Raw genomic sequence first — 15,529 nt, 5'->3', positions numbered from 1 at the left:
CTGGCGTAGAACACGATTCGCCGGATGCGTGAGACTACTCAAAACACCTCGGTCTAAGCTCACGCGATGCACGCCGAACTCGGTATCGACACCGTCATCACCCTGTTGGCCGCCGGGCTGATCTTCCTGCTGGCACTGGTGCTCGGAGTGTGGAAATACCGGCAGATGGCCACCAGTGAGAACCACCTGGCCCACCCGTACGTCGACATCGCCCACCGGGCCGCCCTGCTGTATTCCTTCGCCACGCTGCTGGTCGCGGTGTTCGTCGAACTCAGTGCCTGGCCCACCTGGGTGAACCTCACCGCGGCGATGGTGCTCGTACTGTTCTTCGTCGTCGCCATCATCAGCTACATCGAGCACGGCGCCAGGCGGGACACCACCAACCAGTTCGAGCGGCCCAGCGCCGGCCTGCATGCCGGGATGGTCGCGCTCATCGTCGGCGAGATCGGCGGATTTGCCGTACTGCTCGCGGGATTCATTGCCGCGCAACTGTTCTAGCGGTAGCCCGTCAGTAGGGCAGCGTCGGCATCTCCAGGCCGGGATCGCGCCCGACCAGCACCCCGCGGGTCAACATCGCGTTGCCGAACCGCTGACGCACCTCGTCGATGGCGCCGTCGATCGCCACCGGATCAGGCTGCGAGTCGAACGGCAACTCCAGCTGCTGACTGCCTTCGTGATCGATGTTGGACACCGCGAACCCGATCAGGGTCAGCCCGCGCTCGGCGATCACCGGCGCGGCGGCCGTCACCAACGCACGGGCGGCGGCCAGGACCGCCTCGGTCGAGGCGGTGGCCCGGGGCAGGGTGTGCGACCGCGTCGCCCGGCCGAAATCGTCGAAGCGCAAACGTAATACGACGGTGCGACCGGTGCGTCCGGCACCCCGCATGCGGCGGGTGATGCGGTCGACGAGGTTGACCACAACAACGTCCACCTCAGCGGCCGACATCGTGTTGCCGCGCCGCCCGAGTGCGCGTTGGGCACCGACCGAACTGCGCCGCACACCCGTCGTCACCCGGCGTCGATCGATGTTGCGCGACAACGCATACAGCTGCCGCGCCATCGCGCCGCCGACCATGGTGCCCAACGCCGACTCGGACAACTCGGCCACATCAGCGACTGTCTCGATGCCGTGGACGTGCAGCTTCTCGGCGGTCTTGGCGCCGACACCCCACAACCGGCGCACCGGCAACGGATGCAGGAACGCCAACTCGCGGTCGGGCGGGACCAGCAGCAGGCCGTCCGGTTTGGCCACCTGGCTGGCCACCTTGGCCAGGAACTTCGTGCGTGCGATGCCGACGGTGATGGGCAGGCCCACCTGCTCGCTGACCTGCTCGCGCAGCCGGCGGGCGATCTCTACCGGGGTGCCGGACACCCGGCCCAAACCCGACACATCGAGAAACGCCTCGTCCACCGACAGCGGCTCGACCACCGGCGTGGTGTCGTAAAAGACCTCGAACACGTGCCGGCTGGCTTCCGAATAGGCCGACATGCGCGGCGGCACCACCACCGCCCGCGGGCACAGCGCACGCGCCTGGCCACCGCTCATCGCCGTGCGTACCCCGAATGCCTTGGCCTCGTAACTGGCCGCCAGCACCACACCGCCGCCGACGATCACCGGGCGGCCGCGCAGCGCCGGATCGTCACGCTGCTCGACCGATGCGTAGAACGAGTCGAGATCAGCGTGCAGGATGGCCGCCTGCGGAGCTGCGGTTGGTGTGCCAGACACGAACATATGTTCGCATAGATGACGGACGGGTCAGCGGGCCTCGCCGTAGATGCTGGTCATCCAGATGTGGGCGAGGGTATCGACCACGTTGTCGAAGGCGACCGCGGGTTGTTCGGCGCTAAGGGCCGCCATCATGGTCCGCTCGTTCATGAGATTGAGCGAGGTTGCGAGGTCCATGGCGGGGATGGTCTCCGGGGCGGCGCCGCGTTGGCGCTCGGCGGTGATCAGCGCGGCGGTCAGGGCGATCCATTTCTGCATCAGCCCCGACCAGAGCGTGCGGAACTCCGGGCTGCTGTTGAGTGCCTCGGTGCCGGCGCGTGCAGTGGCCGGATCCGACCCGAACGAGCTGAAGAAGATCTCGATGCCGCGGCGGATCGCCCGCTTGGGATCCGCGGGCATGGCCTCCAGTGCGCTGTCGAAACCGGTGTCCGCGCGCTTGATCAGCGGATCGAGCAACGACAGCACAACCGCTTCCTTCGACGGGAAGTAGAAGTAGAACGTCGGCCGGGAGATCCCGGCGCCTTTGGCCAGGTCATCCACCGATATGTCGGCGAATTTCTTGGTCTCGAGCAGCTGCCTGGCCGTCGCGAGGATCGCCGCTTCGCGGTCGTCGCCCGAAGGGCGGGCGGCACGGCGGCCGCGCGGGGCGCGCGTCGTGCTGGAGCTGGTCACAATGAAGCAGCCTAACATCGCGTTGAGTTTCTCAACACACCGTTGACCGACTCAACACCCTGTTGATACCGTCGGTCTCATGACCGAACATTTCGATGTTGTGATCGTCGGTGCCGGCATTTCCGGCATCAGCACGGCCTGGCACCTGCAGGACCGTTGCCCGACCAAGAGCTACGTGATCCTCGAACGCCGGGAGAACATCGGCGGCACCTGGGACCTGTTCAAATACCCGGGCATCCGCTCCGACTCCGACATGTTCACCCTCGGATTCCGGTTCAAGCCGTGGGAGTCGGCCAAGTCGATCGCCGACGGCGAGTCGATCTGGAACTACATCAACGAGGCCGCCGACGAGAACGGCATCCGCAACCACATCCGCACCGGTCACCGCGTGCTCTCGGTCGACTGGTCGGACGCTGACAACCGCTGGACCGTCGACGTCGAGCACGACGGCGAAGCCAAGCAGATCACCGCGTCGTTCCTGTCGGTGTGCAGCGGCTACTACAACTACGACGAGGGCTACTCGCCCGAGTTCCCAGGGGCCGAGAACTTCAAGGGCCAGATCATCCACCCGCAGCACTGGCCCGAGAACCTGGACTACACGGGCAAGAACGTCGTCGTGATCGGCTCCGGTGCCACCGCCATCACGCTCATCCCGTCGCTGGTCGACGGCGGCGTCGGGCACGTCACGATGCTGCAGCGTTCACCCACGTACGTCGGATCCCTGCCACTGGTCGATCCGTTCGCGGTGAAGACCAACAAATACCTGCCGAAGAACCTCGCGCATTTCGCGAACCGGTGGAAGCAGATCGGTTACAGCACCGGCCAGTACCAGGTCGCACGCCGCTTCCCGTCGATCTTCAAGCAGTTCTTGCGCAAGATGGGGACCCGCCGCCTGCCCCAGGACTTCGACTACGACAAGCACTTCAGCCCGCGCTACGCCCCGTGGGACGAGCGAGTCTGCCTGGCCCCCAACGGGGATCTGTTCAAGGCCATCCGCTCGGGCAAGGCCGGCGTCGTCACCGACACCATCGAGACCTTCACCGAAACCGGGATCAAGCTGGCCTCCGGTGAGGAATTGCAGGCCGACATCATCGTCACCGCAACGGGTCTGAACATGCAGTTGTTCGGTGGTGCAGTCGCCCACCGCAACGGCGAGCCGATCGACCTGACTGAGTCCATGACCTACAAGGGCCTGATGCTTTCGGGCGTGCCGAACATGGCGATCACCTTCGGGTACACCAACGCATCGTGGACGCTGAAGGCCGACCTGGTGTCCGAGTTCATCTGCCGCGTGCTGAATTACATGGACGCGAACGGTTTCGACCGGGTCGAGCCGCAGCACCCCGGTGGCAGTGTCGACGAGCTGCCGTTCATGGACTTCACCCCGGGCTACTTCCGGCGGGCCATGGACACCCTGCCCAAGTCGGGTTCGGAAGCGCCGTGGAAGCTCAAGCAGAACTACTTCTTCGACATGCGGACCATCCGGTACGGCAAGGTCGACGAAGAGTCGCTGATGTTCACCAAACACCGTGCCGCAGTGACGGTTTAACTGGGCAAAGCGTGAAAAAGCCCCCCACGTCAACGTGGGGGGCTTTTTTCGTCCGGTGCTACCGAGCCACCACCACGATGCCGTCCTCGTCGCAGTAGGCGATCTCGCCCGGGACGAAGGTCACGCCGCCGAACTCCACGGGCACGTCACGTTCGCCCTCGCCGGTCTTGGTGCCCTTGCGCGGGTTGGTGCCCAGCGCCTTGATCCCGACGTCGATGGTGCGCAGCGTCGCGGCGTCCCGCACCGGTCCGTTGACGACCACGCCAGACCAGCCGTTGTCGGCGGCCAGCCCGGCGATGATGTCGCCAACCAGCGCGGTGTGCAACGACCCACCGCCGTCGACCACCAGCACCCCGCCGTTGCCCGGGGTGGACAGGATCGACTTGAGCAGTGCGTTGTCCTGAAAGCAGCGCACCGTGGTGATCGGCCCGGCGAACATCGTCTTGCCGCCGTAGTTCTGCAACTGCAGATCGCAGCTACGGACGTCGGGGTAGATCTCGTCGACCAGATCAGCGGTGGCGCGCGGTTCGATACTCACCCAGCGATTATCGCAGCCGGCTAGCCGGCGACGCTTTGCACGATGATGTCGTGCACGAACTGGGCCAGGCCCGGTTCGACGTCGTCGTAGTAGCGGGTGAACCGCTCATCCGCCAGATACATCTCTGCCAAGCAGACGTGCATGTCGTCGCTGCAGCCGTAGAACCGCTCGATACCGGCCCGATGGCGGGCCGCCAGCTGGCCGGCCGCAGCTGAACCCGGGCTGACCCCGCCCCGTTTGGCGGCAGCCAGATCAGCCAACAGCGCGTCGCCCTCGGCCTTGATCTCGAGCCAGTCCCCTTTGGTGAGCTTGGCTGCGCGCTCCTGTGACTGCCGCCATTCGTCGGTGTCGCCCCAGCGCTCGCGGACCTCGTCGGCGTGCTCGTCGTACACGGCACTGCCGAAGATCTCCGCCTGCTCCTCGGCGGTCAGCTGGATTCCCCGATTGTGGGCGCTCATCAATTCCTCCACTGCCTTGATGGTCTGCTGCAGCTGCTCGGCCTGATCGCACAACAGGCTGTGCTGACGTCGCAGGTGGGCGAGCACGTCGGAATCGTCGTCGATCAGGGACCGGATCTCGTCCAGAGCCAGGCCGACCGAGCGGTACACCAGGACCAGGTGCAGCCGCTCGATGTCGGCATCGGTGTAGCCGCGGTAACCGGCCGCGGTACGCACGCCGGGCACCACCAGACCGATGTGGTCGTAGTGATGCAGCGTGCGCACCGAGACCCCCGTCAGCGCGGCGACCGCACCGACGGATCTCGCCTCTGAATTCGCGTGCATGAGGCCACTATCGACCCTGACGTCGCGTCAGGGTCAAGCCCGGATCAGTCCTCGTCGGAATGACGGCGGCTGAGCAACACCAAGAGCACCGCCAAAAGACCGACGGCAACCGCAGCGGCCAGCGGCAGCTTGGACGACGGACTCTCGCTCATCGGGACCAGCGCTGGACCGGACACCGGGTTGGCGGCCGAGGTGACAGTTGACTTGGCTTGTGCCGCAGCCTCTTTGGCGGCCTTGGCGACATCCGGCAAGGGAGTGACGGGAGCCGGGGCCGCCTTGACCGGGGGCGGGGTGGCCGGCGGGGCAGGTTGAGCCTTCTTGGCCGGGGCCTTCTTCGCCGGAGCCTTCTTGGCGGCCTTGGCGGGAGCCTTCTTCGCCGCTGCTTTCTTGGCCGGGGTCTTCTTCGCGGGGGCCTTCTTGCCCGGCGGAGGACCGGGTTTGGGAGCCGGGGTCGGAGGGGCCGGAATGGGCGGAGCAGGATCCGCGCCGGCCGCTGATGCGTCGACCGCAGCCGGCTCGGCTGCGGTGGCGGGCTTCTCGGCGGGTTGATCCTGCTGCTCTGCCATCTGGCTGCTCCTTTGCAGTTTCTGGTGCTCCGCGCCATCGCGGAGGGTGGGGCCGGCAGTGTTTCCCATCATGCCAGGCGCCGCAGCGGTCAACCCGTGACGGCCAGAGCCGCGGCAAGCGTGACCGCAACAGCCATCATGCCCAATTCCATCAACGAGCGGTTCTGCGACAACGCCGCACTACTGCGGTGAGCCCGCGCCGCCGGCAGCCAATGAGACCGGTTTCGCCAGGCCAGAGCCAGCAGAGCCACGGTCACGACCAGTTTGGCGGTCAAGATCCGGCCATAACCGGTGGCCCACAACTCGGCGGGCGAGTTCAACTTGATCGCCGCCCCGACCACACCGGCGACCAGCAGCACACCCACGCACGACAGCGACAACTGCGAGAACCGGGGCAGCACCCTGGCCCACTGGCCGCGGTGCGTCACGGTCAGCACCAGCGCCGCCAGCACCCCGCACCACACCGCGGCGGCCAGGGCATGCAGCGCCACGGCCATCCCACCGATCGGACTCTCCGAGAGATGTCCGGCCAGAGTCCTGGCGGCCATGCCGACCGCCGCGACCCCGACCGTCATGGCCGTGGTGGTGGCACCGCGCGGGACGAGGATCGCCACCACGCCGACGATCAGCGCCGCCGCGACGCCGACCAGCCCCGAACGGCCGACTGTGGTGTGCAGAACGAAGTCGGTCAGGGTGTGCACGCGGATCTGCCAGAACCCGACACCCGCGGTCTGCGCGGCCTCCACGGTCAGCCGCACGATCTCGGCCAGTAGCCAGAGTGCCGCAGCCAACGCGAGTGGCGTGGCCGCCCTCCGGCTCAACTCGGCGCGGTAGCGGTCGGACTCGAGCAGCGGCACCGCCGCCAGGCCAAGAGCGACGATGGCGGCGCCGTCAGCCAGCGCCCGGATCAACGCACCGATCACCGCTGACGTCGGACCGCCCACCAGGCTCCGCCGCCGATGAGCACGACGGCGACCAGAACGAACGGCCACACCACGATGCCGCCGTCGGACTGCGCAGGCGACGAGGCGGCGGGCCCCGGAGTGCCCGCACCGGCGACGGTCAGGTCGAACGACCAGGAACCCGAGACCACGTGCCCGTCGGCCGAGGTAACCCGGTAGTTCACCGTGTACGTACCGGCCGGGCCGAGTGGGCGGACCCCGACGCTGAGCACCGCACCGGCGACCTTCGGGTCACCCTCGGACCACAGGTTGTTGTCCGGACCGACGACCGTCATGTTGGCGAAGGCCGGCTGCAGCGCCTCGTTGAACGTGGCGCTCACCCGTGGCGGTGCGGCGCTGAGCGCCGAATGCTCTGCCGGGTCCGCCGCGACCCGGGCCGCGTGCGCCGACGCGGCCGGCGCCCCGACCAATGCAGAGGCGGCCAGGATGAGCCCGGTCAGGGCCGCGGCCAGCAGCCGGCTCATGACCGGCGCCGGTTCAGCAGACTTGCGACCACCGCGGCGGCCGCGACGATCAGCGCTCCGCCTGCCAGCCAGCGGGCCGAATTGTCGACGGTGCCTGCGGGCTGTGCGGCAGCGGCAGGCACGGGCTGACCGGCCGCCGGGGCCGTCTCGGTGCCGTGTTCGGCAGTTCCTGCTGCAGGCGGGGTTCCGGTCAGCGTCAGTTGCGGAGCCGGGTGCTCGGGCTCGCTGCCGTCGGGCAGCGGGGCCTGATCCCACCGGACCACCGAGCCGTCCGAATAGGTCTGGGTGACGGGGAAGCTCGCCGTCGGCGCATCGGGCAGTTTGACCGACACCCGGAACAGCGCGAACTGCTCGGGTGAGATGCCCACTCCGGGTGCCGCGGTCCAGGTGACCGTCCGGACCGTTCCCGCGGAGGTGTCACGGTCGAGCTTTGTGGTCCAACCCGGCATCACCTCGGTGCGCGCCGAGGCCACGTTGGGCAGGTCAACCTTCAATTGTGTTGTCAGCGCGCCGGAATCGGACTCGCCGGGAACTCGGAAGGTGAGTATCGAGGTGGATCCCGGTGTCGGATCGTCGGCGTCGACGTGGACATGCGCCCACGCCGGTGCGGCGGTGAGCAGACCGGCGACGGCTACCGCCGCGGTCGTGAGCAGGGCGCGCGAGGACGCCCCGGTGAGGGGTTGCATTCGTGGTGTCTTTCTGGAGTTGGTCGGGTCGGACGGTCAGGCGCAGGCGCCGACCGGCGGGCCCCGATGCGACACCGAAGCGGCCAGGAAGAGAGCCGAGTGCAACGGCTGATCCGTGCCACGCGCCAAGACACCGACCGTCGTAACCGGCACCGGCCGCCCTTGGGGCGCCATCGTGCGCACCGCCCGCGATACCGCTGCCGACAGCCGGGCACCGCAGGCGATCAGGCCTGCGCCGAGCGATACCGCAGCCAGGTGCGCGCCGAACATCACCAAGCCGGGCCGGGTGCCGTGCGAGTGACCCGCCGTCGCCAACAACGCGTGGGCCAGCAGCTGGCCGGTACCGAGCAGGCCCCACAACACCGCGGTGCGGTTCGCGCCGCGCACGGTCGCGGCCACCGTGCCGAGGGTGGCCGCCAGCACGACGAGCTGGGCGGCCACCGCGCCTCCGGGCAGACCGCCGCCGCCGACGCCGTGCGCCGCGACGGCCAGTGCGGCCGTGAGGGAGCCGACGGCCGTACCGCGCAGCGGGGCTGCGTAGTCGATACGGGCGCCGGTCATGGAATTGGGCTCAGACCAGTCCCAGCCGAGCCATCAGATCGGCATCGATGCCGTCGAGTTGGGCGGCGATCGCCGCGTGGGCGCCGCGGCGCCGTGCGGTCGGCATGTTCTCGGCGGCGGTCACCGCCGCGGCCAGGTCGGTGAGCCGTTCGTTGATCGCCGTTGCGAACTGTTTGGTCTCGGCATCCTTGGGCTTCTTCTCGGCCACCTGCCGCAGCGTCTGCTCGGCCCCGGAGATCCGTGCGGACAACTCGGCGCCGTGTCCCGAGAACTGACCGAGCTGGGCCAGCGGGACACCGAGGCGATCGGCACGACGTTCGTCCAGAGCGCCCCGGGCGGCCGTGGCGGCACGGTAGATCAAGGGCACGAGGACCGGCGCCAGCAAACGTGTGACGGTGAGCAGACGACGAATCCTGGCAGGGGCGAGCAGACGTCCTTCACGGGCCGCCTTCAACTCGGTCTCGGCCACTTTGAGGGCGTTGCGGTCGCTGTCCCGCTGCGTCTTGACCTGAGCTTTGAGGGCCCGCTGTGCAGATTTCTGATCGGACTTGATGCGACGAGTCTCGTTCTTTGCGGTGAGCCGGGCTTCCAGCTTGGCCTTGGCCTTGATGGCGCGGGCTTCGGCGCGGCGGGTGGCGCGGCTTTTTCGTCGCGTGAACAGGCCCATTCCGGTTGCCTCCCGGTCAATTCGTCGTGTGTTTGTGGTCACCGCAGAAGTGCTGCAGACCCACAGTATCGTCCGGTGGATTTGCTCCGCCGCGGCTCCCCGCGATCAAGGTGGTAAATCGCCTCAGCTAGCAAATTCGGACTGCTTGTTTGTGCGAGAATTGAATTCGTCAACGAAAGCTTGCAGGCGGTGCGCGAAAGGGTGGTGACAACGTGCGTTCGCGGTTGCGCGTCGCCGCCTCGACCGGTCTGGTGCTTATAGGCCTGATCATTGCCGGTGTCGGGGGCGCATTGGCGTTTGCCGATCCGGATCGAGGCCGGCCCGACAGCGGTCAGGGCTCGTCGAATACTGCCGGCAACGGGCAGGACGGGCACGGGGGCAAGGATCACGGGCCGGGCCAGAATCAGGGCGGCGATTCCCAGGGCGAAGACGGGGATGGCACCGGCTCGCCGGGCACCCGGACGACCCACAAGCCCACCAAGACGAGCGGCAAGCCGACCAAGACGACGGGCAAACCGACCCAGACCGACGAACCCAGCGGGCCGTCGCAACCGTCCGGTACCCGGACGCCTCCGCAAACTGGAACCGACACCAACACCCCGACCAAGACCGACACGGCGACCCCGACGAAGAGCGACACGGCGACCCCGACCAAGACCGACACTGCGACTCCCAGCACGAAGCCGTCGGAGTCGGAGACACCCACGACATCTGCCAGCGAGACAGTGTCGACCACGCCCTCGACGACGGCTGTCACGACGACCGCGACCACCACGCGCACGACCGAGACGACCGCGACCACCACGAAGACGACCGAGTCGTCGACGACCGAGACGACCAAGTCGACCTCCGAGACCACCGAGACGACCAAGTCGACGTCGGAGACCACCTCCGCGACATCGGAGACCAGCCAGACCACCACGACTCTGATCGGCGGCGCTGCCGGCGGTGGAGGCGGTGGCGGCGTCCCCGCGCCGTTCAACTTCCCGCGCCCGCCGGTGATGCAATTACCGGCACCGCCGGCACCGGCGGCCGATGTGGCTGTGCCACCCCCGCCCGGCCTGGCCGCGGCGGCCGGCGTGCCGCCGATCGCCGTTCCGGTCGTCGTGCTGCCCGTCATCGTGCCGCCGCTCGCGGCGCCGTTGGGTGGTCCGGGCTCGGACCACGGACCGAGGTCGGGACCTGAGATGCAACCCTCGACCAAGATGCGGACCGAGACGAGGCCTCCCGCCGCCGTCGGATTGAACGCGGGCCTCCCGCCGGCGTCCTACCGGGCCGGCTACGCGGACTACCTGCGTACGGCGAACACGATGGAGATCGCGGCGATGGCGCTGCCCGGCGTAACCGGGATGATGGCCCTGACCGGCCTGGGCGGGCTCGTGGGCTACCGGCAGGCCAAAGCCGGCCGTACCGTCAGAATCGACGCCAGTCGGTTCATGCGTTAGGAACGACCTGGGAGAATCCAGGTAAGGGGACTTGTCCGGGCGTGCTACGAAAGGGTGGAAAGGGGGATCATGTCCGCCAGTCGAAGCGTTACGCGCGCTGTCAAGGAGGTTCTCGATCTGGCCCCGCGACAGGGCGAAGTCACATTGACCCGCCTGGTCGACGCGGTGAGCGCAGACCGCGGTAGGCCGATCGAGCTGACCATGGCAGAACTTCCGCCCGGGGTCTGCGGGCAGTGGCGGCAATACACCGACCGCGATGTGTTCCTCATCCAGCAGGGCCTGCCGGCCTGGGACCGCACCCTGGCTCACGAGCTCGGCCACCTGGTGCTGGGCCACGAGGGCATCTCGATCGTCGATGCGGCCGCTGCCACCGCTGAGGTGGCCACCTCGGATCTGATCAGCTACATGCTCAACCAACGGACCGGCTGCATGGGGCCCAACGGCGAGGACATCGAGCAGGAGGCCGAGGACTTCGCCGCGCTGCTGCTGTACCGGCTCGGCCGGCTGCCCTCCGACCGGTCATCGATTGTGCAGGTTCGCCTCGGAGAGGCGTTTGGTTGATCGTCTGGGTGATTGCCGGCCTACTCGGCCTGGCGACCGGCCTGCGCATCGGTTGGGCACTGGTCAACAAACAATCCCTGGTGAGCTCGGCGATGATCCTGTCGTTGGGCAGCCTTGGCGTCGTCGCAGCACTGAACTGGCAGCCGCTCGCCCTGCTGATCGACACGGTGGTGCACTGGCCCAACATCGCGGTCGGACTGAGCCAGGTTGCGCTGATCGCCTGCGCAGCCGGTAGTTGCGTGATGATCACGACGGCGTCATCGAGCCATTCGGCGACTCTCACCCGACGCATCGCACTGGTCCAGTACGGCATTGCCGGACTCGTGACCGTCATCAGCCTGGTGATCTTCTTCCGCGCCGGTCGACAGCCGGAGATGTCGCCGTCGGAGTACCTCAGGCGGGATCTCGTCTCGAACGGCACCTCATGGCTGCTGCCGTTGCTCTACGTGTTCCTCGCCCTCACCCTGGTGGCGTGGGCGGGTCTGCGCTACTCGAACCGCAGCCGGCGTGGGCGGGCGCTGTTCCTGTTCACGGTCGGGATGGTGCTGATCGTGGCTACCAGCGGCTTCGTCCTGCTACGCGCCGCGGGGCGCACCGAGCCTGTCGGTGTCGGCGCCGCGGCGACCATGCTCGGGTGCGCGATGGTGATCGTCGCCGCCGGATCGCTGTTGCCCAGCGTCGAAGACTGGTTCGGTGCACAACACGAACTGCGGACCATCAAACCGCTGCTGAATGAGTTGGCCCGGCGTCAGCCCGACGTGGGTATCGGCGTGCGTCCGCGCGGACCGCTGGTGTTCCGCGTCGCCGAACGGATGTCGCTGATCTCCGACGCGCTGTACCTGGAAGCGACCGCGGCCGACGCGCGTCAGCATGAGACCGCCGGGCCCCGCGGATCAGCCGGATCAAGTGACGCAACACAATTCGGCGATACCGAGCGACCTCAAGTGTCACCCCGGGATCAGGCGCGGGCCATCGCCCAGTGGATCTACGACACTCGCGAGGAGGATGAAGATTCAGCGTTTCCGGGGCTGGCCTGGCTCAGCCAGCCGGAATCGTTTTCGGACCGGGAGTGGATTCTGGCGATTGCCGAGCAGTACCGGAAATTGGACCGCGGGGCTGCGCGCAGCTGAAACCCGCGCGAGTGGAAACCACCTAAATGGTCCCACTGACGTGGGTTTCAGCGCGCGAGGATGCCGGCAGAACTCGACGAATCAGTCGTCGAGGTGTTCCCGGCGGCGCAGCTCATCGACCTTCTGGACCAGATCCTGTTGGGCTTCGGTGGACAGCCCGACGGTGCGGGCAGCGATCCGGCGGATCCCTTCGTCACGCATGCTGGCCAGCCAGGTCAGCTCCTTGTCGAGCTTCTCGTAGTACTCGTCGTCGGTGAAGTAAGCCGGCTTGATACGGAAGAAGTTGGCAAGTGCGGCCATAGTTGCCGCCGACGGGTTCGTCCGGTTGCCCGAACGGAGCTGCGACAGATACGGAGCCGACATGGTGACGCCCTCGGACTTCAGTGCGGCGATCACCTCGGCAGACGTGTGGGGTCCGCGCCCGGGTGGATAAACCGTATCGAACAGGCGGTTTAGGCGGGCGGCGAACGTCTTGCTCATCGATTTGACCTCCACATGCTTCACGAGCGGTACGAATAGGCGGCGTATTTGCTGACTATGGTAGCGAGTGTTGTGACGACAACCAAGTGCAAACGCCACAAAAGTTAACCTGGCTTTGCGTTTTGACTGTCCATGCCACGGATAACGAGTCCTTCGCCATGGAGGCGGGGCGGGATTGCGCCGTCTGGCAATGCAAAAGGTGACGGTTGCGTTGTATTGGGCGCGGTGAGCTGCGCTCACAGGCGCGCTCGATCATGATCAACTTCCGGGCCGGCAACCGTCGCGGCGCCGTGACTAGGGGAAACAGATATTTGCTGTAGCGTGGGCCCCAGGTCGCGTCAGATTGCGCGCAACGCCGTTGTCGAACGACGTGGAACACGTTACAGGTTGGGCGATGGAATGCGCATCAGCCCCCTTGCGTGCGATAGCCAGACGGCCCCGGGAGGATTCCGGCGTCGATTCCAGGCGGGGTTGCGACGTGGAAACAGGCGGCGGTTTGCGTCGTCAAGGGACAATCGATGGCACAAATACGGCCGCCGGCACGGTTGCGGCAGCTCGCCACGGCTATCTAGGGGTCGCGATGGGTAGCCGAGTACGGCGACCCTGCTGCTGACGCCGGCGCTGACGCCTGCGGCTGCGGACATGGCGACCTTTCGACACACCGCCGGTCTGTGCCGCTTGCGCGGCGCACTTACATACGGTCGAAGGTCTCACTCACCGCATCACCATTTGTCGGCCGGGCCTGACGCCTGCGTGTCGACGCGACGATTGCGGGCTGCTGCCCTTCGCTGATCTTGAGGACCCTAGCTGTTGTCGGCCGAACCCGCTACGTTTCCTGTCGTTTTCGGGTAGCCAGATTCTCCTGATTAGAGAGGATGTCCCCCCACTGGTGGCGTCACGCGGCCAGGAGCATCGCCAGGATTGCGGTGTCGGGGTGGCTGATCGGATCGACTCCGACCCGGCTGACCACCGATGTCACCGTGCCATCTGACTCGGCTTCCACCCAGGCGGCTCTGTGTTCCAGCCCGAGATACGGAAGTCCTGGTAGCAGTACGCATCCCGACGCCGCACCGGTGCATTCCGGAAGCGACGGCGTTGTCTCCGAAGGAGGATGCAGCATCAGCAGTGCCGGCGGCTGATGCTCGGCGAAATACCCGGGCGGAACCGCGGATTCGCCGACCACCGGGCCTTCGGCGATGACCAGGCCGACGGTGCCCGGGCGGGGCTGCTCGGGCAACTCTTCGCGGACTCCGAAAATCGTTGTGGTGGAGAGCAATCCGGGCAGTGATGCGATCCGGACCGTGACCATGAGAAGCTGCGCCCACTCTTTGGTGGAGTCAGGCCATCGGCCCGAGACCACGAAACCTTTGAGAGCACCGCCGGAATGAAAGGGGGCGATCTCGATCGCCCTGCCGGACCCCGTCGTATCCATATCGCCTCCGGGACATCGGTGTTGGGCCACCGGTTCACCGGTGCTCCGACACGTCTGTGGGTCGATGAGACCAGAATGCGGCAGCAGTCGCAGCTGTGCAAGACGACACGGGGCCCGGACCGGTAACGAGTCGGCCAAGAACGAGCCGGCCCGGAAACGAGGGCGGGGCGTCACGCTGTCGCGCGACGCCCCTTGGTGAGAGATCAGAAAACTGATCCAGCCCTCGATCGGACCGAATCGGAACTAGCCGAAGATCAGGCCGTTGGTCTTGGAGGTGGCTGCCGCGTAGCGGTTCTGCACGTCCTCCCAGTTCACGACATTCCAGAACGCCTTCACGTAGTCGGCCTTGACGTTCTTGTACTGCAGGTAGAAGGCGTGCTCCCACATGTCGACCTGCAGCAGCGGGATGATGCCGAGCGGCACGTTGGCCTGTTGGTCGTAGAGCTGGAAGGTCAGCAGCCGGTCGCCGAGGCTGTCATAGCCGAGCACTGCCCAGCCCGAACCCTGCAGCCCGTTGGCGGCCGCGGTGAACTGCGCCTGGAACTTGTCGAACGAGCCGAACTGGTCGTCGATCGCCGCGGCGAGATCGCCGGTCGGCTTGTCGCCACCGTTGGGGGACAGGTTCTTCCACCAGATCGAGTGGTTCACGTGGCCGCCGAGGTGGAAGGCCAGGTTCTTCTCGTTGAGGAAGATCGCCGCGTGGTCACCGTTGGCCCGCGCCTCGTCGAGCTTGCCGACGGCGTCGTTGACGCCCTTCACATAGGCCGCGTGGTGCTTGCTGTGGTGGAGCTCGTTGATCTGCCCGGAGATGTGGGGCTCCAGCGCTCCGTAGTCGTAATCCAGGTCCGGCAAAGTGTATTCAGCCACGAGATTCCTTCCTCATTTTCGATCGATGGAGCCAGGCGTCCTCAACGATCCTGACGTTCGACACTCAAGATCGTTGCCAACATTGCTCCATCGCAGGGCGCACCGCAAGGACGCGCATGCCGTCCTCACGTATACCCGATGGGGCGACGGTCAGAGCAAGACCATCACGGCGAGCACGCCGAGCAACAGCAGCGCGATCACGCTGGCCCGGAGGAAGATCATCAGCTGGTTACGGGTGTGCAGATGACCGGATGAATGCCATTCGGGCTGCGGAAAGGCTGATCCCGATCCCATCGGATGTGACGCCATCAAACACTCCTGACCTGCACGATCAATGTTTGCCCCCCAGTGAGTTCTGTCACAACAGCTGGTGTGACGCTGATCATAGACCCTGTAATGGCCAGGGGAAAATCGGCTACCGCGTAAGTCGATACGGCCCGC

The 15,529-nt window shown here is 66.7% G+C and carries 19 protein-coding genes; 5 read left to right on the top strand and 14 right to left on the bottom strand.

From position 1 onward, the window contains the following. Nucleotides 1-66: 66 nt before the first annotated feature. Nucleotides 67-498, top strand: a complete 432-nt coding sequence (locus ACWEFV_RS20385) for a hypothetical protein (protein WP_135459474.1) — start codon at nt 67-69, stop codon at nt 496-498. A 10-nt stretch (nt 499-508) separates the two neighbouring features. On the opposite strand, the gene dinB is transcribed toward ACWEFV_RS20385, so the two are convergent. Then, the gene (gene dinB / locus ACWEFV_RS20380; RefSeq protein WP_450071475.1) at nt 509-1,732 is read right to left on the bottom strand and encodes a DNA polymerase IV; all 1,224 of its coding nucleotides are present in this window, start codon (nt 1,730-1,732) and stop codon (nt 509-511) included. A 24-nt stretch (nt 1,733-1,756) separates the two neighbouring features. Then, nucleotides 1,757-2,398, bottom strand: coding sequence for a TetR/AcrR family transcriptional regulator (locus ACWEFV_RS20375; protein ID WP_135459472.1), 642 nt, complete (start codon nt 2,396-2,398; stop codon nt 1,757-1,759). A 79-nt stretch (nt 2,399-2,477) separates the two neighbouring features. Here ACWEFV_RS20375 and ACWEFV_RS20370 point away from each other — a divergent pair, with 79 nt between their 5' ends. Next, the gene (locus tag ACWEFV_RS20370) at nt 2,478-3,947 is read left to right on the top strand and encodes a flavin-containing monooxygenase (protein ID WP_450071474.1); all 1,470 of its coding nucleotides are present in this window, start codon (nt 2,478-2,480) and stop codon (nt 3,945-3,947) included. A 58-nt stretch (nt 3,948-4,005) separates the two neighbouring features. Here ACWEFV_RS20370 and rraA read toward each other — a convergent pair whose 3' ends face one another. The 8 genes from rraA to ACWEFV_RS20330 form a co-directional block, all read right to left on the bottom strand. Next, nucleotides 4,006-4,485: a ribonuclease E activity regulator RraA gene (rraA, locus tag ACWEFV_RS20365; RefSeq protein ID WP_450071473.1), complete on the bottom strand. Its 480-nt coding sequence runs from the start codon at nt 4,483-4,485 to the stop codon at nt 4,006-4,008. A gap of 20 nt (nt 4,486-4,505) precedes the next feature. Continuing rightward, on the bottom strand, nt 4,506-5,267 hold the full coding sequence (locus ACWEFV_RS20360; RefSeq protein ID WP_450071472.1) for a MerR family transcriptional regulator: 762 nt from the start codon (nt 5,265-5,267) through the stop codon (nt 4,506-4,508). Nucleotides 5,268-5,311: 44 nt separating this feature from the next. Then, complete coding sequence (locus tag ACWEFV_RS20355; RefSeq protein ID WP_450071471.1) at nt 5,312-5,833, bottom strand: hypothetical protein; 522 nt, start codon at nt 5,831-5,833, stop codon at nt 5,312-5,314. An 89-nt stretch (nt 5,834-5,922) separates the two neighbouring features. Then, nucleotides 5,923-6,777, bottom strand: a complete 855-nt coding sequence (locus ACWEFV_RS20350) for a CopD family protein (RefSeq protein WP_450071470.1) — start codon at nt 6,775-6,777, stop codon at nt 5,923-5,925. Further along, nucleotides 6,753-7,259, bottom strand: coding sequence for a copper resistance CopC family protein (locus ACWEFV_RS20345; protein ID WP_450071469.1), 507 nt, complete (start codon nt 7,257-7,259; stop codon nt 6,753-6,755). The genes ACWEFV_RS20350 and ACWEFV_RS20345 overlap by 25 nt, the downstream gene beginning before the upstream one ends. Then, nucleotides 7,256-7,945, bottom strand: coding sequence for a YcnI family copper-binding membrane protein (locus ACWEFV_RS20340; protein ID WP_450071468.1), 690 nt, complete (start codon nt 7,943-7,945; stop codon nt 7,256-7,258). The genes ACWEFV_RS20345 and ACWEFV_RS20340 overlap by 4 nt, the downstream gene beginning before the upstream one ends. A gap of 36 nt (nt 7,946-7,981) precedes the next feature. Beyond that, on the bottom strand, nt 7,982-8,506 hold the full coding sequence (locus tag ACWEFV_RS20335) for a hypothetical protein (RefSeq protein ID WP_450071467.1): 525 nt from the start codon (nt 8,504-8,506) through the stop codon (nt 7,982-7,984). Between the two features lie 10 nt (nt 8,507-8,516). After that, the gene (locus ACWEFV_RS20330) at nt 8,517-9,173 is read right to left on the bottom strand and encodes a DUF6474 family protein (RefSeq protein ID WP_450071466.1); all 657 of its coding nucleotides are present in this window, start codon (nt 9,171-9,173) and stop codon (nt 8,517-8,519) included. Nucleotides 9,174-9,385: 212 nt separating this feature from the next. On the opposite strand from ACWEFV_RS20330, the gene ACWEFV_RS20325 reads away from it, so the two are divergent. From ACWEFV_RS20325 to ACWEFV_RS20315, 3 genes are all read left to right on the top strand, one after another. After that, nucleotides 9,386-10,618 carry a hypothetical protein gene (locus ACWEFV_RS20325; protein WP_450071465.1) on the top strand — a complete coding sequence of 411 codons (1,233 nt, stop codon included), beginning with the start codon at nt 9,386-9,388 and terminating at the stop codon, nt 10,616-10,618. Nucleotides 10,619-10,687: 69 nt separating this feature from the next. Then, nucleotides 10,688-11,179 (top strand): ImmA/IrrE family metallo-endopeptidase, encoded by a 492-nt coding sequence (locus tag ACWEFV_RS20320; protein WP_450071464.1) that lies wholly within the window; start codon nt 10,688-10,690, stop codon nt 11,177-11,179. Next, nucleotides 11,176-12,309, top strand: a complete 1,134-nt coding sequence (locus ACWEFV_RS20315) for a hypothetical protein (RefSeq protein ID WP_450071463.1) — start codon at nt 11,176-11,178, stop codon at nt 12,307-12,309. The genes ACWEFV_RS20320 and ACWEFV_RS20315 overlap by 4 nt, the downstream gene beginning before the upstream one ends. Before the next feature lie 81 nt (nt 12,310-12,390). Here ACWEFV_RS20315 and ACWEFV_RS20310 read toward each other — a convergent pair whose 3' ends face one another. The 4 genes from ACWEFV_RS20310 to ACWEFV_RS20295 all read right to left on the bottom strand — a co-directional run bounded on the left by ACWEFV_RS20310 (nt 12,391) and on the right by ACWEFV_RS20295 (nt 15,397). After that, on the bottom strand, nt 12,391-12,789 hold the full coding sequence (locus ACWEFV_RS20310) for a secretion protein EspR (protein ID WP_029109017.1): 399 nt from the start codon (nt 12,787-12,789) through the stop codon (nt 12,391-12,393). 895 nt (nt 12,790-13,684) lie between these two features. Then, on the bottom strand, nt 13,685-14,221 hold the full coding sequence (locus tag ACWEFV_RS20305; protein WP_135459460.1) for a peptidase: 537 nt from the start codon (nt 14,219-14,221) through the stop codon (nt 13,685-13,687). 243 nt (nt 14,222-14,464) lie between these two features. Next, nucleotides 14,465-15,088: a superoxide dismutase gene (locus tag ACWEFV_RS20300; RefSeq protein ID WP_135459459.1), complete on the bottom strand. Its 624-nt coding sequence runs from the start codon at nt 15,086-15,088 to the stop codon at nt 14,465-14,467. A gap of 150 nt (nt 15,089-15,238) precedes the next feature. After that, the gene (locus ACWEFV_RS20295; protein WP_167857649.1) at nt 15,239-15,397 is read right to left on the bottom strand and encodes a hypothetical protein; all 159 of its coding nucleotides are present in this window, start codon (nt 15,395-15,397) and stop codon (nt 15,239-15,241) included. Between the last annotated feature and the right edge of the window lie 132 nt (nt 15,398-15,529).

The sequence above is a fragment of the Mycobacterium sp. NPDC004974 genome (genome assembly GCF_053600815.1).
This window is presented reverse-complemented; position numbering and strand designations above follow the sequence as displayed.